This is a genomic window from Methanobrevibacter sp., from assembly GCF_015062985.1.
Classification (GTDB): domain Archaea; phylum Methanobacteriota; class Methanobacteria; order Methanobacteriales; family Methanobacteriaceae; genus Methanocatella.
In genome coordinates, this window is sequence record NZ_SUTI01000002.1 from 141,897 (window position 1) to 161,635 (window position 19,739).

18 protein-coding genes are annotated in these 19,739 nt (G+C 38.8%); 8 read left to right on the forward strand and 10 right to left on the reverse strand.

Annotated elements, in window-relative coordinates; translation table 11 throughout:
- Positions 1 to 3 precede the first annotated feature (3 nt).
- From E7Z77_RS01705 to E7Z77_RS01730, 6 genes are all read right to left on the reverse strand, one after another.
- The gene (locus E7Z77_RS01705; protein WP_292749478.1) at positions 4 to 624 is read right to left on the reverse strand and encodes an Ig-like domain-containing protein; all 621 of its coding nucleotides are present in this window, start codon (positions 622 to 624) and stop codon (positions 4 to 6) included.
- A 15-nt stretch (positions 625 to 639) separates the two neighbouring features.
- A complete protein-coding gene (locus E7Z77_RS01710; protein WP_292749480.1) occupies positions 640 to 1,092 on the reverse strand; it encodes a hypothetical protein in 453 nt (150 codons plus the stop codon).
- 264 nt (positions 1,093 to 1,356) lie between these two features.
- Positions 1,357 to 4,152: an Ig-like domain-containing protein gene (locus E7Z77_RS01715; protein WP_292749482.1), complete on the reverse strand. Its 2,796-nt coding sequence runs from the start codon at positions 4,150 to 4,152 to the stop codon at positions 1,357 to 1,359.
- 154 nt (positions 4,153 to 4,306) lie between these two features.
- A complete protein-coding gene (locus E7Z77_RS01720) occupies positions 4,307 to 8,455 on the reverse strand; it encodes an Ig-like domain-containing protein (RefSeq protein WP_292749484.1) in 4,149 nt (1,382 codons plus the stop codon).
- Positions 8,456 to 8,842: 387 nt separating this feature from the next.
- Complete coding sequence (locus E7Z77_RS01725) at positions 8,843 to 9,535, reverse strand: zinc-ribbon domain-containing protein (protein ID WP_292749486.1); 693 nt, start codon at positions 9,533 to 9,535, stop codon at positions 8,843 to 8,845.
- A gap of 11 nt (positions 9,536 to 9,546) precedes the next feature.
- A complete protein-coding gene (locus tag E7Z77_RS01730; protein ID WP_292749488.1) occupies positions 9,547 to 10,038 on the reverse strand; it encodes a zinc-ribbon domain-containing protein in 492 nt (163 codons plus the stop codon).
- Positions 10,039 to 10,143: 105 nt separating this feature from the next.
- Between E7Z77_RS01730 and E7Z77_RS01735 the strand changes: the two genes are divergently transcribed.
- On the forward strand, positions 10,144 to 10,428 hold the full coding sequence (locus E7Z77_RS01735; RefSeq protein ID WP_292749490.1) for a hypothetical protein: 285 nt from the start codon (positions 10,144 to 10,146) through the stop codon (positions 10,426 to 10,428).
- 148 nt (positions 10,429 to 10,576) lie between these two features.
- Here the strand turns inward: E7Z77_RS01735 and E7Z77_RS01740 are convergent, their stop codons facing one another.
- Entirely contained in the window at positions 10,577 to 10,942 is a 366-nt protein-coding gene (locus E7Z77_RS01740) for a C-GCAxxG-C-C family protein (protein WP_292749492.1), read from the reverse strand.
- Positions 10,943 to 11,092: 150 nt separating this feature from the next.
- On the opposite strand from E7Z77_RS01740, the gene E7Z77_RS01745 reads away from it, so the two are divergent.
- Both E7Z77_RS01745 and E7Z77_RS01750 read left to right on the forward strand, forming a co-directional pair.
- Positions 11,093 to 12,385, forward strand: a complete 1,293-nt coding sequence (locus E7Z77_RS01745) for a dicarboxylate/amino acid:cation symporter (RefSeq protein ID WP_292749494.1) — start codon at positions 11,093 to 11,095, stop codon at positions 12,383 to 12,385.
- Positions 12,386 to 12,453: 68 nt separating this feature from the next.
- Positions 12,454 to 13,368 carry an FAD-dependent oxidoreductase gene (locus tag E7Z77_RS01750; RefSeq protein WP_292749506.1) on the forward strand — a complete coding sequence of 305 codons (915 nt, stop codon included), beginning with the start codon at positions 12,454 to 12,456 and terminating at the stop codon, positions 13,366 to 13,368.
- Here E7Z77_RS01750 and E7Z77_RS01755 read toward each other — a convergent pair.
- Entirely contained in the window at positions 13,359 to 13,511 is a 153-nt protein-coding gene (locus tag E7Z77_RS01755; RefSeq protein ID WP_292749508.1) for a hypothetical protein, read from the reverse strand. The two genes, E7Z77_RS01750 and E7Z77_RS01755, sit on opposite strands and share 10 nt — an antisense overlap.
- A 186-nt stretch (positions 13,512 to 13,697) precedes the next feature.
- Between E7Z77_RS01755 and E7Z77_RS01760 the strand changes: the two genes are divergently transcribed.
- Genes E7Z77_RS01760 through E7Z77_RS01780 form a run of 5 tightly spaced genes read left to right on the forward strand, consistent with a single transcriptional unit; the run spans position 13,698 to position 17,633 of the window.
- Complete coding sequence (locus E7Z77_RS01760) at positions 13,698 to 14,270, forward strand: GMP synthase subunit A (RefSeq protein ID WP_292749509.1); 573 nt, start codon at positions 13,698 to 13,700, stop codon at positions 14,268 to 14,270.
- Positions 14,263 to 14,520: a hypothetical protein gene (locus E7Z77_RS01765; RefSeq protein ID WP_292749511.1), complete on the forward strand. Its 258-nt coding sequence runs from the start codon at positions 14,263 to 14,265 to the stop codon at positions 14,518 to 14,520. The genes E7Z77_RS01760 and E7Z77_RS01765 overlap by 8 nt, the downstream gene beginning before the upstream one ends.
- 1 nt (position 14,521) lies before the next feature.
- The gene (gene guaA, locus E7Z77_RS01770; RefSeq protein WP_292749513.1) at positions 14,522 to 15,448 is read left to right on the forward strand and encodes a glutamine-hydrolyzing GMP synthase; all 927 of its coding nucleotides are present in this window, start codon (positions 14,522 to 14,524) and stop codon (positions 15,446 to 15,448) included.
- Between the two features lie 54 nt (positions 15,449 to 15,502).
- A complete protein-coding gene (locus E7Z77_RS01775; protein WP_292749515.1) occupies positions 15,503 to 16,675 on the forward strand; it encodes a hypothetical protein in 1,173 nt (390 codons plus the stop codon).
- A gap of 1 nt (position 16,676) precedes the next feature.
- The gene (locus E7Z77_RS01780; protein WP_292749517.1) at positions 16,677 to 17,633 is read left to right on the forward strand and encodes a DegT/DnrJ/EryC1/StrS family aminotransferase; all 957 of its coding nucleotides are present in this window, start codon (positions 16,677 to 16,679) and stop codon (positions 17,631 to 17,633) included.
- Here E7Z77_RS01780 and cgi121 read toward each other — a convergent pair.
- Together cgi121 and E7Z77_RS01790 are read right to left on the reverse strand one after the other, a co-directional pair.
- Positions 17,617 to 18,108 carry a KEOPS complex subunit Cgi121 gene (gene cgi121, locus E7Z77_RS01785; RefSeq protein WP_292749519.1) on the reverse strand — a complete coding sequence of 164 codons (492 nt, stop codon included), beginning with the start codon at positions 18,106 to 18,108 and terminating at the stop codon, positions 17,617 to 17,619. The genes E7Z77_RS01780 and cgi121 overlap by 17 nt on opposite strands.
- An 8-nt stretch (positions 18,109 to 18,116) precedes the next feature.
- Complete coding sequence (locus tag E7Z77_RS01790) at positions 18,117 to 19,586, reverse strand: (R)-citramalate synthase (protein WP_292749521.1); 1,470 nt, start codon at positions 19,584 to 19,586, stop codon at positions 18,117 to 18,119.
- Positions 19,587 to 19,739 lie beyond the last annotated feature (153 nt).

Genomic DNA, 19,739 nt, shown 5'->3' on the forward strand with positions numbered 1-19,739 from the left:
TTATTATCTGAATCCATTACTGTATACTTCACCAGTCCTTATATCTACAGTCCTCACATAACCGTCTGCATATTCCTGCATAACATAATTTTCACCCGCATAATATCTTGCTGTTTCAGGATAAGGGTCTTTTGATGGTGGCAAATTATTAATGTCATATCCTGAGCTTGATGAAGATTCTGAACTTGAAGAACTTGCAGAACTTGAAGAAGAGCTTGTTTGAGCTTCAACAACTTTCTCTTTTTCCTTAATTGTTAATTTCTGAGTTGCATTGCAACCGGTGAAATTGTCGTTTCCGCCATAACTGATTGTTACATTATATTTTCCGGAATTCTTATCCAATTTTAACTTTCCAACTCCATCACCATCAGTGACAACTGAATGATAATCGCTGGTATTGTTTTTATCAGTTATTGTGACGTTAACAGTCTGGTTGGCAATAGCTGTCCCATTAGCATCTGTCAACTTGATTTTAATGGAATCTCCCTCAGTCAATGTGGCATTACTTTCAAAAGTTAACTTTGTATCCTGTTTGCTCATGTTTGGCATCATTGCAAAAATTCCAACCAAAAGGGCTGCAATGATTGCAATCAAAACTATGATTATAATCTTATTGTTGTCCATTTTTTAACACCTACCTTAAAATGTTACTTCAACTTCCTTGATTTCAACACTGTTTGACACAGGATACTTATGCAATGTTGCACCTTCAGTTTCACCAGTGTCCCAGTTACTCCATTTCCATCCGCTGCCGTCATTGAAATATGCTCTGGACTGGTAGGAGTTCCTATCCATTTGTTGACCATTTTTGCTTAATGAAACTTCAAATCCTCCGGCTGAAGTGCCTCTCCATTTTTGCGCCTGTACAGTGTACTCCCCAACGGTTTTAGTGACCTTGGTATCGAACTGATCCAATTCAACTGTTATTGTGTCCGGCACTTCCGGAACGTTTGCGGTTTCATTTACTGCAGCATCATCAGTTGTTTCAGCTTCACTGTCCGTTTTTATGAGATTCGGCATAGTTGCAATTATGCCAACCAAAAGAAGAATGATAATCACAAGCAAAGCTATTATTATTTTGTTGTTATCCATTGTATCTCCTCGAAAAATAATATTTAATCAAATATAATTTGTGTCAATCATATGTATATAACAATTCCTACATGATTTTTGAAACTTAATCCTCATGAACTTGTGAAAATTAGTTTACTAAAAACGCAGAGTTAATAATATCGATGAAATCATTCATTAAAATACAAACTGTGAATGAAAGTAACAAATAATCAGAGCCCCAAGAAAGAATTATGACATTTGAAAACTTTAAAAAAAAGAAAAAAATAGGGAAAAATCAAATCCCTAATTAATGGTTATTGTTCTTGTTTTGGTTTCAGGAAGGTACTTGTAGTTACCGCCGTAGCTGGATTTGAGAGTGTATGTTCCAGGTGCAAAATCCGGCAATGTTAGTGTTGCCTCACCATTAACGATTTTGGCTTTGTATGTGCCTCCATTTACAGCGAAATTAACATATCCTGTTGCATCTTCAGCTATGCTTGCAATAAGCACGGTTTTTCCTTCAACGGTTCTTTTGACGACTGTCAGTTCCGGTGAAGATTTGGTCACTTCGAGGCTGGCTGTTTTTGTCTGTGCATTGAAGTTGGCGTTTCCCGCATAAACTGCACTGACATCATAAGTGCCTGCCTTTAGACCTGCAACGTTCAATGTTGCAACACCATTGACGATTTGAACCTTTTCTGTAACGCCATTGACGGTAATCCTTACATTTCCGTTGACATTGCTTGCCATTTTGACTGTGACGACTGCAGTGTCTCCAACATTTATGTCGGTGACTGAAACTGAAGTTATCGGATTTGCCTTAACGATATTCAAAGTGGTTTTTACATTCTGTGTATTGTAGTTGACGTTTCCTCCGTAGCGAACGGTTACCTCATAGGATCCTGTTTTAAGTCCTGAAACTGTGTATGTTGCCTTTGCGTTTGTGATTTTGACCTTTTCACTGACTCCGTTGATGGTAAACCAGACATTTCCCGGAACGTCGTTTGCCAAATTGACAGTGATTTTTGCATTTTTACCATATGCAGCATCAGGAGCGCTGACCGAAATGATTGGTGTTCCTTTGACCACATTCAATGTTTTTTGAATAGTCTGCGCATTATAGTTGACATTTCCCGCATAGGATATGGTGACCGGATATGAATCTACGCTTAAACCTGGAATGCTTGCGGATGCTACACGGTCTTTGATTTTGCATACATATTGGATGCCATTTACAGTGATTCTAACGTTTCCAGGCACATTCTGGGCCAAGTTAACTGTTATGATTGCATTGGTTCCATAGCTGCAGTCATTTGCTTTTGCTGAAACGATCGGATTGTTCTTGTTCACCTTAATGCTTGTTGAAATTGTATCTGCAATGTATTTGTAATTTCCGGCATATGTAACCTTAACGTCATATGTTCCCACTTTTAGGCCTGAGACAGTGTAGGTTGCCTTGCCGTTTGTGATTTTAACCTTTTCTGTAACTCCGTTTACGATAAACCTCACATTTCCAGGAACATCACTTGCAAGATTAACGATGACCTTAGCACTCTGGCCGTACTTGACTGTTACCGGAGATATGGAAATGAACGGTTTTTCCATGAATTTGCAGTCTGTTGGCACAATTCCATAAACAGCATCGCATTCAGAGGAACTGCAATTCACAAAAGTGGAATTGGCTAAAAAACCATCAGATTCGTCCCAGTAAATTGCACCACCATCATATGAAGCAGAACAATCTACAAAACTGGAAAGAACCAAAACATCACCTAAATCACACATATAAACAGCACCACCATTCTTAGCAGAACACCTTCTGAAATTACATTCGCCCAAAGTACCGTCGCTACCGTACCAGCATATCGCACCGCCACCACCCTTACTGGCAGAACAATCTACAAAGTTACAATAAGCCATGATGTTTCTAACTCCCATAAGATAGGCTGCGCCTCCAGAATAAGTAGAAACACAATTAACAGAATTACAGTTATAAATTTCAAAATCATCTCCATCAGAGCAAATAGCACCACCATCATCTGAAGCAGAACAATTAACAAAGCTGCAATCGCTCAAGACACCATGAGTAGTCCAATAAACAGCACCGCCATCATTTGAAGCAGAACAATCCGCAAAACTACAATCACTCAAATTACCATAAACACTATCCCAGTAAACAGCACCACCATCATCTGAAGCACAACAATTCTCAAAACTGCAACCACTCAGAAGACCATAGAAACCATCCCAAAAGATAGCACCACCATCATCTGAAGAAAAACAATTAACAAAACTGCAGTTGCTCAAAGAACCATAACTTAAAATCCAATCAACAGCCCCACCATAATCTGAAGCAGAACAATTCTCAAATCTACAGCCACTCAAAACACCATTATGAGCATGCCAGAAAACAGCACCACCAAATGAAGCAGAACAATCAACAAAACTGCAATCAGTCACAGAGTCAACAGAACCCCAATAAATAGCACCCCCAGCACCCATTAAAGAATGACATTTTACAAAACTACAATTGCTCAAAACACCATTAGAACTATACCAATAAACAGCCGCACCATCACGACGGGCAGAACAATCAACAAAACTACAACCACTTAAAGCTCCGTTGGAACCTTCCCAGACAATAGCACCACCATCTTCTGGTCCATAAGCATTAATGAAATTGATATTTTTCAACACAACATTTGCATGATTTACATTAAAGATTTTTGCTTGATCTCTTCCATCGATTGTGAATCCGTTTCCGTTAATTGTGATTTCCTTGTCAATATCAATCCCATTTATATAAAATGAATCACCTGAAAGTGTAGAATTCATCATCATGCTTGAATCATCATAAGCATAATTCCTTGTTAGGGTTAGTTCGCCATCTGCATTAGCTATTGCATCTGCCAGATTCGTAAAAGTTCCAGTTGATGCACTTAAAGTTTCTTCATCGGCCATGCCGATATTTTCCTGATTTTCTATCTGATCATAACTGCCTGCCGCAATAGTATCATCCACATCGACCGCACTTACGCAAGCAATGCTGAGGAAGCAGACAATAAGACAGATAAATATAATTGCCTTTTTAAATATCATTTATTGACTCCCATTTTATTATTGATTAATATAACCTTTATAAAAATTAGCATATATCTGTTTTGAAAAAAAATTTTACATTGAATAGTTTACACTAAAATGGCCAAAATATGAAATGATTTAAAAAAAGAAGAAAAAATAGGGAAGTCAAACCCTATTTTACTGAAACTGTTTTTGTTTTTGTCTGCGCAAGGTACTTGTAGTTACCGTTATATGTCGCTTCAACGACATGGCTACCTGATTTGAGGTCAGGTAAGGAAATACTTGCAACACCATTGGTGATTGGAACTTTGTATTGTGATCCGTTGACTTTAATCCAAACGTTGCCCGGAGCGTCTTCAGCCAATTTCACTGTTATCACAGGATTTCCGTCCACTGTTGATTTTGAAATGGAAATTCCAGGTGAAAGCTTGTTAATGGTCAAATTGGATGTGAATGTTTGGGCATCGAAGTTTGCGTTTCCTGCATAGTATGCACTCACGTCATAAGTGCCGGCCTTAAGGCCTGAAACGGTCAAGGTTGCAACACCGTTGACTATTTGAACCCTTTCAGTTTCACCATTTATGGTTATTTTAACAAATCCGTTGACATTGCTTGCCATTTTAACTGTGACTGTGGCATCACGGCCAACATAATTGTTTTTAACTGAAATGGATGTTATTGGAGTTCCTTTAACCACGTTAAGGGTGGTTGTGTAGTTTTGTGCATTGTAATTGGTACTGCCCTTATACATTACGTTTACATCATAAGTTCCGCGTTTAAGTCCTGAAATGGAATATGTTGCTATGCCGTTTGTAATTGGAGCTTTTTCAGTTACTCCGTTGATGGTAACATGCACATTACCGTTGGCACGATTGCCCATGTTAACAGTGATTACGGCATCTGATCCGAAGCCTGCGTCAGGTGCGTCAACTGATATGATTGGTGTTCCTTTAACAACTTTAAAGGTTGTTGTTTTTGTTTTTTCTACTATATTAGCAGTGCCCTTATAGAGAGCGCTTACTTCGTAGGTGCCCCTTTCCAAACCTGAGAATGTGGCTGTTGCAACACCATTTGTAATTGGAGCCTTTTTGGTAACATTATTTACAGTGACATGAATATTACCGTTCACCTTTTGTGCAACATTAACTATGACGGTTGCATCTTCATTAAATCCTATGTCCTCTGCAGATACTGAAACTATCGGCTGGGTGAGCTTATTCACTTTAAGAGTAGTGGTTATTGTATCGTCAGCATATTTAGCGCTTCCCTTATATCTGATGTCAACAGTATACAATCCATATTTCAAGCCGGAAACTGTGTAGGTTGCAACACCATTTGTAATTGGAGCCTTTTCGGATTTGCCATTGATGGTAAACCATGCATTGCCTCTAACATCCCTAAACAAATTGACTGTAACATTCACATCTTTTCCGTATCGAGTTGTTACAGCAGGTGCTGAAATGAAAGGAGATGGCTTATAAACTACGGAAATAGTCTTTTCAAGAACTAAAGTTTCCACTAACTCTGTACTGTTTTCAGGCGGATAGTCAGGATTCCAAACTTCAATAGGGTCTCCCGGAAAGTGTGTTACTTTAATATTATACTCGCCTGACTCTGTGATGTTCAAATCAGCCAATGAAATCTGCAGTTCAGGGCATCCGTGACGGAAACTAGTCAAGCGGAATAGAGTAATATCATCCGGAAATTCCTCTTTTAGTATGGAAATCTTTTCATCTCTGCTCAATTCTGCAAATTCTTCCAAAGAAATTTCCATATCCGGAAGATCCATTTCCCTTAATTCTTCCAAATCAGCATCCAATACGCCGTTATTGTTAATCCAATTTTCGAAAATCAGATTGCCTAAGCCTTCAACTTTCTGGTCATTTACATAGACATTGAATTGGCCTTCACCGAGTTCAATCCAAATTGTTTGCGGGTTTGCATCTTTTCCCACTATGCTTACTGCAGTATCATCTTCACTGGTCATGACCTCCTCATTGATGGTTACGTCATATACTCTGGCCACATCGTCAGGAGTAACAATTTGAGACAGGTAATCAGCGTGTCTGATACGTTTAAATGTTAATGAATCGCTTCCAAAATTCAAAGTGAATGTTATGATTCTGTTTTCAGGAAGACTCATCAAGTTATACTCATCTAAGGAAACTATATATCTATATCCTAAAGTAGAATAGTCGAATTGAGGGTCTACGAATCCTTCCAATGACTTTCTATAAAGTACAGTGGAATCGTCGCTTACAACTATGCTTCCTTCGGTGCCTTCATATGACCCTGGAATGCTGAATTCAATGAAATTGCCTCTAGGGTGCGGACCCATCCTCTCAGGATCATTAAAGTCTCCAAGAGTTATGTTACCAACGAAAACATATAACTCGACTTCATCTCCTTCATACATGTGGAAAATTGCAGTATCTTCATCTATCTCGATGACATATTCCCAAACGTCTTCATCGAAGCAATCAAGACTAATGCTTAAAAGGTCCTTATCATTGAGTTGAGTCAAGTCCAGAGCAATCGGATACTTTTTAGCCTCTTTAACATCATCGGTTTCATAATCCATTTCCTCTGTATTGAAAGTTGCAAAGTCTTCCCCATTTTTGGTAATGGTGACTGTAACCACAGTGTCTTCAAATTCATCATTGTCAGGAATCAGCAGATACGCGATGGTTTCATCGTTACCTATTTCAAATTCTAGCTCTTCCTCATCCTCTGCATTGAACTCCAATTCAATGTCGTCTATAGGGCCGTCTTCCTCTTCATCTCCATCATCATAGAACTCAATAAATCCGCTGCTTCTAATGAGCTCAACGCCATTTTCTTTGTAAGCAACAAAAATTTGATGTTCGCCAGATTCCAGGTCTTCAAAGAATCCAGGAACAATAAAGTACTGGTTTTCCTCTTCAATAAAATCGCTCAATTCATCTAAAGGACCTTCCCATCTCCAGCCTTCATCATAATCGTCAACCCATATCTCTACTGTGCCATCAGAACCTTCAGGTGAGGTAATTGCAATCATTTCTATCCAATCATCAAACCAATAGCCGATATCGCCAAAGATTTCGATGGAATGACCATCATCATCGCTCACAATATTCCTGTTGATCATTCTGATTTCTGACTCTTCGGTGAATAAAATAGTGCCAGACTGTTGGTTGATGCTTAAAATCGCAGTTATTACATATTCCTGTCCGCCCTCAAAGTCATAGTCGAAGTGATAATTGTTTATGTAATACCATTTTTTAGATTCATCAGTTCCTCCATGACCTTCTGAATATCTCCAGTAAGGGGAATTGCCATCACCCTCAACAAATTCGCTTAAGGTTTTGTTTACTTTTAACTCGCCATCAATCATGACCCATATTTCACCATCTTCAAAATTGGAAGGAATTTCTGCAAATACAAATCCGCCACGACCAGGGGAATCAATATATGAAAAAGAGTCTATACTGACAGGACTTTTTACATCAATTTCATCTTCTTTGATGTCATCATGCCTGCTGTCATTGAAACCCTGATGGTAAACACTGATAAAGTATTTGCCGTCTGCTCCATACATCCCCAATTCTGCCAAGTTCCAATACAGCTTGTTTTCTTCATCCTTATCCGTGACATTCTTGTCGGATGTTTCGAAAAATTCATCATCACCATCTTTTCTAACGTCTACAGTAACTGTGCCTGAACTTCCAACAGGACAGTAGACTGCAAATATATCGTCCATAAAAAGCGCACTAGGTTCAAAAGTGTCCATACTGATATATCTGAATTGACTATAATCGATAGCTTCTATACCTCTCCATGATTCATAAATTTCTTCCCCCTCCTTTAGATCGTCAGGAGTATTTGTAGAAAAGATGAGAATTATATATCCTCCAGGTTCATTAATATTCAAATCTAGAGGAGTAATGTGAAGGACAGTACCATAATCGCTTTCATCGATTCTATAATTGAAACTATAAAGTTCCTGCCAATCATCATTAAGAGTTTTAAAGACAAAGTAATCATTTTGTTCGTCTTCAGGACATGTTATGTTGAGTATTTCCAAGTTTTGCTTAGTAAAATCAAATTCTTCCATCAATTCAACCATATAGGGGTCATCATCCCCCTCGTCATCGCCTTCATCATTCACGATGAAAGTCGAGTTATCAGTTAAAATTTCATCAGCTGCAGGAGCTTGAACTTCAATATCTCCCCCATCATCACTAACCGCTAGAGTGTCCGCATCTTCTGATGCACTAACGGCTCCCATTGTTAAAATGGCCAGCAGCAAAAGCGCCGCCAACATCATGTTCTTATATTTCATACTATAACCTATATTTAACAAATTAATTTCAAATTGAATACACTATTTACTTTGATTGAATCTTTATATATACATTATGATTTATATTTGAATAAAATAGAATCAAAAATAAAATTAAATAAAAGAATAATTAAATTTTACAAAAATAACTATACTGAATTTAAACAATATTCTAAAAAATAGAATATTTTTTAAAAATAGACATAAGCATATGCAATCCCCTGCATAAAACTAAAAAAAAGAGCAAAATGGGCGGTAAACTATTTTTTACATGATTTGTTGTGTGAAAAACTGAAAATTAAAAAAAAAGCATGATGATGACCAGCGACGGATTAACCGAACTCCCGTCATCAGCACCTATAAAAAAAAGGAGATGATGAAACTGTTCTACATGTCTGCCAAACATTTGGCTTTGATTTCATCAAATTCTTCTTGCGTAATAATACCCATGTCCAGCAATTCCTTTGCTTCCTTAAGCTTTGCCATCGGACTCACTTCGTTTTGGACTACCTGAGTGGGCTGGGTCTTGGCATTGTGGATGGACAGTATCTTATCATTGACAAAGTCATAGATTTTTTCCGCCTCTTCCTGATATTTCGGAAGATATGAAATCAGGTTTTCATTTTGGCTGAATGCACTTGCAGCCATTCCTGGAAGTTCAAATTCAATTGTACCATTTACGACATCGGTTGCATCCCTCTTTTGGATACTGTTGATTTGATGGTAATAAACCTTTTTAACACCACCGAAACCGCTCATATACTTTTTCACAGCACTTCCGCTAAAATCAAACTCAATATAATCCTCATATACTGCCAATGTGCCCTGCAATCCGTTCATGAAATACAAGCAGCCTTCAGGTCTTTGGATATCCCTATGTTCGCCATGAGCATAGTGGTCCATTTTCTGCTTAAAGTTCAATCCTCCTTTTTTAAGGTCACCAAGCAATCCTTTTGTTGTACTGAATTCCTCCTGCTGTGCAGTCGCTGCAGGGACAGACCCGTCCATAGAATTTCCACAACTTGCACAGAATTTTGCATCATCATCTACCGGATTTCCACAATTCGGACAAAATGCCATTCAAATCACCTCTAAAATAAATTATCCATATTCAAACTGTCTTCCAACACAATTCCATTGTTCAACTTTTTACCACAGTTATATGCATCGTATATCGCATAAATCCAAACGATAAACCATGTAATCCATCCTATCACAATCAACATCAGAATTCCTGATATGATTGCTGCAAGAAACAGTATGATTCCCCTTTTAGTCAATCCCAAATAAATCTGGCCTACCCCTATGATTAAAAAGGACAATATTGCTGCCAATTCCGGGCTTTTATTGGAATTTGCCACTGCATTGCCGGTGCCATTGACTGCCTGCGGAACATCACTTGTTGAATTTCCACATTCGGGACAGAACTTTGTGTCCTTTGGCATTTCAAATCCGCAACTGGTACAAAATCTAGTGGCATTACCATTTGCATTTTCTTCTTCGATAACCATTTTGGATCCGCAGTTTTTGCAGAATTTAGCTCCCTCATCAACTTCAGACCCGCAATTTTGACATGTAACCATATGATTCACCTCACTGTAAGTGTGTTAAAAATGTGTTAACAAGTTAAAATATATGTGTAATAATATATATAACCATGCCTTTTAAGTTAAACAAAAATATACTATATGTGTAATAACGAGGAGATACTGGAAAAAGTTGCGTTCGTTCTGGCATCAGAACACCGGAAAAACATCATATTGTATTTGGGTGAGGACTTGCACACCCCAAAACAGATTGGAGATGCAATTGATGTGAGAACCAACCACATAAGCAACCTGTTATCACAATTACGAAAAAACAATCTTGTTTATTGCGCTACACCAAAAATGCGAAAAGGAAAACTCTATACATTAACTGATGACGGAAGATATGTCTTTGAATATATCAAATCACAAAAAAGCACAATTTAAAAAAAAAGGCATAATGCCGTCCAGCATTACGAAAAAATTAATGTTTAAATTTTAATTGAACATATGAAATATTTCTCATTTTGAGCCAACGGAGAGTTAATCATCCCACTCATCATCACAGTCCGATTAACTCCACAATTTCTGCATTCTAAAGCAATTTTTCAACAATTTCTGCAGCTGATTCAACCATCTTAGGGCAGAGTTCCCCAAAGAGATTATTCTCGCGGGCGAAGTCAACACCCTCTTCGGTTGATATGTCGCAGCCGAGAAGGTCCCTGCAGATGATTGAACCGTTTACATCTGCAAACTCATCCAGAAAGCTGTTGCAGACCTCGTTGCTTTCAGCCTTGCTTTCGCCGTATTTCAAACCCAATGCCATCAGGGCGCCTGTGCATGCGCCGCACACTTCCGCTTTGCGCATTCCGCTGCCGAAGCATGCGCCTATCTTTAAGGCATCCTCTTTGGAAATCCCAAACTCCGGGGAAAAGGCCGCAAAGACCGCCTGTGAGCACACGTATCCCTCCTCAAACAGCTGAACCGCTTCGTTTATTCTATCCATGGTAATACTTTAACATTAATGGCATATCAACTTTTACAAAAAATCAGTTAAATTATATTATTGATTAGTAACAAATATGATACCAGGAAAAATAGGGGAAAAACAATGATGAGTAAACTAAAAAGCATTAGTCTCAGTAACTGGATATTGATTGGGATGATTCTTGGTTTCATTGTGGGGCTGATATTGAATTTCTTCGTAACAGACCCGTTCATCAAGGACATCATACTAATCGACAATGTATTTTATCTTGGAGGAAACGTATTTATCAAGCTTATGAAGATGCTGGTCGTGCCACTCGTATTCTGTTCCATAGTCGTTGGTGCCGCATCGATTTCAGACATCCGGAAAATCGGAACTATCGGCGGAAGGACAATCCTGATTTATCTTCTCACAACAGCATTGGCCGTGACAATTGCTCTTGCATTGGGTGCCATCATCCAGCCGGGCGTAGGCTTGAACATGTCTGCAAGTGCAGACGTTGCAAATGTTACAGTCAACCAAACCGTGACAGATACAATCCTGAACATGGTTCCGGAAAATCCGTTCAGCTCCCTTGCTAGCGGGGACATGCTGCCGGTCATCATATTCGGATTGCTTATAGGAATAATCCTGGCCAAATTAAGGGATGAAGTCCAGGTTGTCACAGAATTTTTCGAGCAGACAAACCACATCATGATGGAGCTGACATCACTCATCATGAAATTCGCACCTATCGGAGTATTCTGCCTAATGGCGAAAACATTCGCAAGCCTCGGATTTGAAGGACTGCTGCCTCTGGCCAAATACATCATATGCGTCATCATAGGCCTTGCAATACAGGTGTTCATAGTCTATCCGTCACTGCTTGTAGTGTTTACAAGGCTGAACCCTCTCAGGTTCTTCAAGAAGTTTATATCAGTCATGTTTTTTGCATTTTCATCATCAACATCAAATGCAACAATACCTATCAACATGGAAAAGCTATCTGAAATGGGAGTTTCATCAGAAATATCCTCATTTACAATTCCATTGGGTGCAACAATCAACATGGACGGAACCGCCATCATGCAGGGCTGTGCAGTAATGTTCGCTGCTCAGGCCTATGGTATGGATCTGGGAATGGCAGGACTCATAACAGTAATTTTCACTGCCGTCATGGCTTCAATAGGAACCGCAGGCGTTCCTTCAGTTGGACTGGTCACTTTAACCATGGTATTCAATTCAGTAGGATTGCCGGTTGAAGCAATCGGAATGATTTTCGGAATAGACCATATCCTGGACATGTTCAGAACCGCCGTAAACGTCACCGGAGATGCAATCTGCACATTAATCGTTTCATTCAAAAACATGGCTCTGGACATTGATGTGTTCAACGGTAGAAAAACTGCAAAAACCATTGGAATCGACTATCAATAAAAATATATGCATCCTACAGGATGCATAACATTTTCTTTTTTCATTATAATTAAAAAAGAGGTTTAAAAATGAATCACTACGACATCATTATCATAGGAGCAGGGCCGGGGGGCCTTACTGCAGGAATCTATGCAGGCCGTCAGGGAACAAAAAACCTGATTATAGACCGTGACCTTGCAGGAGGCTTGGGCCGTGAAGTTCCGGAAATGGAAAACTATCCGGGATTCGACAGGATTTCAGGCCTTGAGCTGGTTGAGAAAATGAAGGCACAGGCAACCATAAACTGCGAACTCAACGAAATGGAAGAAGTAACAGAAATTAAACAGACAGGCGGCGAATACCGCTTTACAGTCAAAACAGACAAGGATGAATATCAAAGCAAAACCATCATTTTAGCAACAGGAAGCTCACACAGACAATTGGATGCAAAAGGCGAAGAGGAGTTCAAGGGAAAGGGCGTAAGCTACTGCGCAACATGCGACGGTTTCTTCTTTGCAGGCCGCGACATCATCATGGTAGGCGGGGGAAACAGTGCACTTCAGGAAGCGTTATATCTCAAAAATCTTGGAGCAAATGTTACTTTAGTCCACAGAAGGGATGAATTCAGAGCCCAAAAGCACCTCCAGAACATGATAAAAGAAGCGGGAATCAACACCATCCTGAATGCTACCGTTGAAGAGATAAAGGGAGAAATGCTCGTTGAATCAGTTGTCTTGAAAGACACACAAACAGGAGAGCTTAAAGAAATCCCGACAAACGGAGTGTTCGTAAGCGTAGGATACATACCCCACACTGAACTTGCAAAACAATTGGGAGTCGAATTGGATGACTCCGGACACATAATCATAGATAAGAACCAGAAAACAAATATTGATTATGTATATGCCATTGGTGATGTCTGTATTGGATTGAAACAGTGGGTTGTGGCTTGCGGAGAAGGTGCAGTCGCTGCAACTTCCGCATTTGAAGACCTTCAAGGCTGATTATAACGTTCTTGCAGGAAAACATAAATAAAGAATGCAATAATCAAGACTACAATTACTGGCAAAAGCCACATGAACAGTTTAAGCAATACGACGGCTATTAATATAGCACCTATTATAAATATCAAATCTTTAATTTCCATGTAATATTCATTTATTCAATGTAGTATATAAGTGGTTTGTTAAGTTACAATTTTTCAGATATTTCTGAATCGACAACTGGAATTCATTAAAAATATTACTTATTTAATCAGAATTAAAAATACTTAGTTAACTATAATAAATAAAAAAACCAAAAATAATATCATTATATTTTCATGGAGTATAAAATGACAATTATAGTAGTTAACAATAAGGGCCAATATAATCATAGAATCGCTAGAAGTTTACAGTATTTAAAAATTCCGGCCAAACTCATCCAAAATACAGTTTCAATTGAAGAGATTGAAGCTGAAAATCCAATAGGGCTGATTTTAGGTGGGGGACCTTCCATTGAAGGTGCCGGTTTAAGCGAAGAGTACATCAAGCACTTTGATATTCCTATTTTAGGGATTTGTCTTGGCCATCAGTTAATTGCTAAAGCATACGGAGGAGAAGTAACCACCTCCGATACTGAAAGTTATGCTCAGGTGAAAATTAACATTAACAATGACGAGAACTTATTCAAAGGCTTGGCTCCTGAAATGGATGTTTGGTCATCCCATAAGGATGAAGTGAAAACAATCCCTGAAGAGTTCGAGATTTTGGCCAGTTCAAACTTATGTGACGTTGAATCCTTTAAGCACAAGGATAAGGATGTATATGGAATTCAGTTCCATCCCGAAGTGCATCATACTCCAAAAGGATCAGTTATTTTTGAAAACTTTTATAAGATCTGTCAAGAAAGGTGTAATAATGATTGATAATGCTGAAGACTTAAAGAACAAGGCTGTTGAAAACAAAGCTGGTTTGAAAAGACAATTTGTCAACATCCCTATTGGTGATGAAGAATACGGATTCAGAATATCCGGAATCGGGGAAAAATCCGTAAAGATTGAGAAATTTATCAAATACGATGATATCTTTGAGGCCATCGAATCAGGAAATGACAATGGACTTGAAGCCATGATCAAACAGATTATTGAAGATTACGAGGAAGAGGATGAGGAATAAAATGTTAAGCCCAAAAGAATTTATCGACGATGCAATTCAGAAAATCAAAGACCAAATCGGTGATGAAAAGGCAATCATCGCATTATCCGGTGGAGTGGACAGTTCAGTCTGTTCAGTTCTTGTTCAGGAAGCAATCGGCGATAACTTGACTGCTGTTTTTGTAGACCACGGTCTTTTAAGAGAAGGAGAAGTCGAACAGGTAACCAATACCTTCAAAGACAGATTAAATTTCAAATTTGTCGATGCATCCGATGAATTCATGGACGCTCTTGCAGGCTATGACGATCCTGAAGACAAAAGGAAAATCATCGGAAAAGTGTTCATTGATGTATTTGAAAGGGAAGCCATCAAAGCAGACGCTAAATTCCTAGTGCAGGGAACAATTGCTCCTGATTGGATTGAAACCGATGGTGAAATCAAATCCCACCACAACATTGCTCTTCCAAGCGGAATGGAATTGGAATTATGCGAACCAATCCGTGACTTATACAAAGATGAAGTGAGGGAAATCGGTGACGAGCTTGACCTGCCGGCAACTACCGTCTACAGACAACCTTTCCCAGGCCCTGGACTTGGAGTGCGTGTTGTTGGAGCCCTTACAAGAGAAAATGTTGAAATCTGTAGAAAAGCAAACAAAATCGTTTGTGATGAAGTTGAAGCTGCAGGCCTTGATAAAGATGTATGGCAATACTTCGCGGTTTTAACCAACACCAAAGCAACTGGTGTTAAAGGAGACCAAAGGGACTTCGGATATTTGGTAGTTGTTAGAATAGTTAACTCAATTGATGCAATGACCGCATCAGTCGCTGAACTTCCATGGGATTTAATAAAAACAATATCCCAGAGAATTACATCAGAAGTTTCTGAAGTTACCCATGTCGCTTTGTCCATTAGTGACAAACCACCTGCAACCATCGAATTCTGTTAAATACTATTCTAACCAATAGTATTTTTCCTTTTACTTTTTTTAATTAAGATTAAAATGAAAACAACTAAAAATGCATATCTTGCCAAATTAACAGAACAAATTCAAATGAAATCTGTTGATATTGGAAAAAATCTTGAAGGAACCACCCCTCCATCAGTCTTTATCGGCAGATGGTCCTATCCAAAAGTTTACGCCGGACCGATGATGAGTTCCCAAATGGGCGATACCCACATCATGGATTCCCCTGAAGAGTGGATCGGGCAAAACAAAACTCAGGATGAAATAATAAACTACAGAATGAATCTTGTGAGGGGAAAGCAACTCATTAAGATTGACGATTTGGAAAATCCTTTTGTTGAAAAACTTCAGGACATTTCCCTTGCATCAAAATCAATTGACAGTGAAGCGACATTCGGCAGAAAACCGACAGGATCCATGCTCAGTGAAGACAGCATGCCCCATGGTCCGAGTGCTGTTATCGAAACTTTTGATATCGATGCCGTCAGATGGGACAGGCAGCTGGAAAAAACATTCTATGACACTGATTTGAAAGCAACCGAAGCTGTCGTAAACCTTCACAATAAGGACGTTCCATTCTCAGCAATGCAGAAAGCATTTTCAGTTGGAGCCATCGGAACAAAAAACAAAAGAAGGCTTGTACCGACACGCTGGTCAATTACAGCATGCGATTCCACATTAGCTGATGAATTCCTAAAGGAAGTGAGGAAATTTGAAAAGCTCGACACATATCGCGTTTTTGAATTCGGTGCACTGAACAACTATTATGTAATCATTTTAACACCTACAGAATGGCAATATGAATGGTATGAAGCATTCATTAAACTAATGAAAAATGAAGAATTAATATTTTCAGATTATGAAACAAATGGTGGTAAAAAAGAATATTCAAGAGTTGGAGGATGTTATTATACTGCAAAAATGGCAGTCCTTGATTACCTAATGCAAATCAAAAAACAATCAGGTTTGCTTATTCTAAGAGAAGCATATGACGGATATGTTCCATTAGGCGTCTTCAATGTCAGAGAAAACATCAAAGAAGCAATGCTCAGACCATATCTTGAATTTGAAACATTGGAAAAATGTTTGGAATATGCCGGAACAAAGTTAAGAATACCGGTCAGCAGATATGTTAAGCAGGGCACACTCATGAATGAGATGCTTCACACAAAACAGACTACTCTGGATATGTACTTCAAAAGTGGATAATATGTTTAGATTTAAAACCCCCTCCAAAAAAACAAAGGAAATAATGTCAAAAGTTGCATCAGGCGAAATCGCCGACTCGAACTTTGAAGAGAGCTGCATTGAAAAAATAAGCCGTCTGACCGGCCATGATGAAGTCAGAATCACATCAAGCGGCAACAACAGCATTTTCATTGCGCTTTCAGCCGTTGAAGGTGACGTCATCATTCCCGATCAGGGGGGCTGGCACGGATTTAAGCAGATTGCCAAATTCCTGAATAAAAACGTCATAACATTAAAGACAGATTTGGGGCTCATAAATCCGAATGACATAGATGACCTTGAAGTGAACGACGGTTCCGCTTTGATTTATACAAGCTTTGCAGGATATTGTGCTGAACAGGATACCAAATCCATTGCAGAACATTGCAAAGACAAGAATATCATGACAATAGAGGACGCTTCAGCGGGAATCGGAGACAGACAGAACAGATTAGGAAAGCATTCTGACATAATAATTGCATCTACAGGTTCACCGAAGATAATCAATGTCGGAAGCGGAGGATTCATTGCCGCGAAGAATGGGGAAATTTTCACTGAAACCACAATGCCCCAAAAATTAAGCAAAACATCTGAAATCGTATGCAGCGGTATAGACAGCGAACTTGATGATGTTGAGGAAAAACTTGAAATCACATTAAATGCAACAGAGTATCTTAAAAGCCACATACCTGACTCAATACATTGCGAAAAAAGAGGCCTTAACGTAATCATTCCGCATGAAGATGCAAAGTCAATCGCATGGAATCTGAAAAAGACATTGACCACAGACAAAAGCGGATTCATAACAACCTGCCCCAACTATAACCGCGTAAAACAGAAGGCTGTTGCAATCGAAATTAAAAATCTTGATTACGGATGTCTTGAAAAAGAGTATTTAGATAGGATACTTGATGAAATAAGGGCTAATAATCTACAGTGAGTTTGGTTATCCTGTCAATGATGATTTCTTCAACTGACATTTTTTTAATCTCATCATTGCTTATTTTATAGATTTTCATCAAATTTTCAAAATCGGGACTGAAAACACTCTCATCCCTCAAAAAGAATTCGGACAGATCAGATGAATAATCCTTACAGTTAATTAGGACTGCACATAAATTCATTTCACCTTCTTTTAAACCCAAAATTTTAAAGGCCTTTGAGATTTGCCTCTGGGCGGAACACCTCAATGCAATTTCAACACTCAAATCCTTGGCCAGATTTTCACCCCTGTCAAATGCCAAAAATGCCTGATTGACACCATGAATTATATGATTTTTGGAAACGATTGAATCTGCATTAAGAAGTTGTATTATTTCACCATCGCCCTTAATAGAATCAATTAAATCAAGGGTTTCTTCAATAGAATTAATTGTTGCTTTAAAACCCAATATTTGAATATTATCCATGTACATGTAAACACCTAATCACGCAATAATCTGTTAACTCCTGCAATGTATGCTTTCACACTTGCATTGATAATGTCGGGTTCAGTACCGCGGGCTGATACTACCTTATCACCTTTCTGCAATTTGATGATTACATCAATGAATGCATCGGTACCTCCGGTGATAGAATCTACGTGATACTCTATCAGGTCAACATCACTGAAAACATCGAGTGTTTTCAAGGCATTGATTGCCGCATCAACAGGACCCAAACCAACGCCAGCATTGAGAATTTCATCATCATCAAAAACAATCTTAACTGAAGCGGTAGGCATGACCTTGTTTCCGGAAACGATAGTCAGCTCATCAAGCTTGATTCTGTCCTCATGGTTTATTTCCAATACATTGTCGGCAATTACCTGCAGATCAACATCGGTAACTGTTTTTCCCTTATCAGCCAAATCCTTAATGTCGTTGCATATCTGCTGGAGCTGATTTTTATCAACATTCAAGCCCAATTCCTTAAGCCTATTGTCCAGACCATGGGTCCCCATATGCTTTCCTATAATGAACTTGCGTTTTCTTCCGACAAGTTCCGGAGTCATGGCCTCATATGTAGCGGAATTCTTTATGATGCCATCAGAGTGTATTCCTGATTCATGAGCGAAAGCGTTTTCACCGACAATTGCCTTGTTCGGCTGGATATATACACCTGTCAATCTTGCAACCAATTTGGAGGTATCATAAATCTGATTGATTTTAACATTTGTTGAAAATTCCGGAAGCAACCTGTTTATGCTGACTACACACTCCTCAAAGGATGTATTTCCAGCCCTTTCACCTATACCGTTGACAGTGGAATGGAATTCAGTTGCTCCACCTTTTATTGCTGATAAGGTATTAGCAACAGCCAAACCAAAATCGTTATGGCAATGGGCAGCTATCGGAACATCAAAATCATTAAGTTTGTTGAACAGTTCAAATGATGAATCAGGAGTCAATATGCCCACAGTGTCACATACACAAATCCTGTCGGCGCCATGACCTATTGCATTTTCAAAAACAACCCTTAAAAAATCAACATCACTTCTGGAAGCGTCTTCAGCTGACAATTCAACAATCAAACCGTGATCCTTACAGTAATCTATGGCATCATTGGACATGTCAAGCAATTCCTCACGAGTGGTTTTGAGCTTTTGGGAAATATGCAAATCGGAAGTGGGAACAACCAAATTGACACCATCTACATCACAGTCCAAACAGTAATCTATATCAACATTCAAAGGTCTGGAAAAACTTAATATTTCGGCATTCAAACCCTGTTGTGTAATTCCCTTAATGGATTCTCTTTCACCTTCGGAGGTAATTGCGGAACCTGCCTCAATATAATCCACACCAATTTCATCAAGCTTGGTTGCAATCCTCAATTTTTCCAAAGGAGTTAAGGAAACACCAGGAGTCTGTTCTCCATCACGCAATGTTGTATCTAATATTTTGATATTCATAAAATCACCGAAAAAATGCAATACGGGTATTAAGCAATAAAAAATAACAGTCAAAAAAAGTAATAAATAATTGTAATAGAAGGCTTGCAGCGAAATGAAATTCCCATAGAAAACCATAGTACACAAACAAAACACAAAAGGACTTCACTACTG

What these genes read in the sequence shown, in the direction of transcription:
- E7Z77_RS01775 (WP_292749515.1), top strand. Translation starts at nt 15,503, where the DNA reads ATGAAAACAACTAAAAATGCATATCTTGCCAAATTAACAGAACAAATT.
- E7Z77_RS01750 (WP_292749506.1), top strand. Translation starts at nt 12,454, where the DNA reads ATGAATCACTACGACATCATTATCATAGGAGCAGGGCCGGGGGGCCTT.
- E7Z77_RS01705 (WP_292749478.1), bottom strand. Translation starts at nt 624, where the DNA reads ATGGACAACAATAAGATTATAATCATAGTTTTGATTGCAATCATTGCA.
- E7Z77_RS01730 (WP_292749488.1), bottom strand. Translation starts at nt 10,038, where the DNA reads ATGGTTACATGTCAAAATTGCGGGTCTGAAGTTGATGAGGGAGCTAAA.
- E7Z77_RS01725 (WP_292749486.1), bottom strand. Translation starts at nt 9,535, where the DNA reads ATGGCATTTTGTCCGAATTGTGGAAATCCGGTAGATGATGATGCAAAA.
- guaA (WP_292749513.1), top strand. Translation starts at nt 14,522, where the DNA reads ATGTTAAGCCCAAAAGAATTTATCGACGATGCAATTCAGAAAATCAAA.
- E7Z77_RS01780 (WP_292749517.1), top strand. Translation starts at nt 16,677, where the DNA reads ATGTTTAGATTTAAAACCCCCTCCAAAAAAACAAAGGAAATAATGTCA.
- E7Z77_RS01760 (WP_292749509.1), top strand. Translation starts at nt 13,698, where the DNA reads ATGACAATTATAGTAGTTAACAATAAGGGCCAATATAATCATAGAATC.
- cgi121 (WP_292749519.1), bottom strand. Translation starts at nt 18,108, where the DNA reads ATGTACATGGATAATATTCAAATATTGGGTTTTAAAGCAACAATTAAT.
- E7Z77_RS01710 (WP_292749480.1), bottom strand. Translation starts at nt 1,092, where the DNA reads ATGGATAACAACAAAATAATAATAGCTTTGCTTGTGATTATCATTCTT.
- E7Z77_RS01790 (WP_292749521.1), bottom strand. Translation starts at nt 19,586, where the DNA reads ATGAATATCAAAATATTAGATACAACATTGCGTGATGGAGAACAGACT.
- E7Z77_RS01735 (WP_292749490.1), top strand. Translation starts at nt 10,144, where the DNA reads ATGTGTAATAACGAGGAGATACTGGAAAAAGTTGCGTTCGTTCTGGCA.
- E7Z77_RS01765 (WP_292749511.1), top strand. Translation starts at nt 14,263, where the DNA reads ATGATTGATAATGCTGAAGACTTAAAGAACAAGGCTGTTGAAAACAAA.
- E7Z77_RS01755 (WP_292749508.1), bottom strand. Translation starts at nt 13,511, where the DNA reads ATGGAAATTAAAGATTTGATATTTATAATAGGTGCTATATTAATAGCC.
- E7Z77_RS01745 (WP_292749494.1), top strand. Translation starts at nt 11,093, where the DNA reads ATGATGAGTAAACTAAAAAGCATTAGTCTCAGTAACTGGATATTGATT.
- E7Z77_RS01720 (WP_292749484.1), bottom strand. Translation starts at nt 8,455, where the DNA reads ATGAAATATAAGAACATGATGTTGGCGGCGCTTTTGCTGCTGGCCATT.
- E7Z77_RS01715 (WP_292749482.1), bottom strand. Translation starts at nt 4,152, where the DNA reads ATGATATTTAAAAAGGCAATTATATTTATCTGTCTTATTGTCTGCTTC.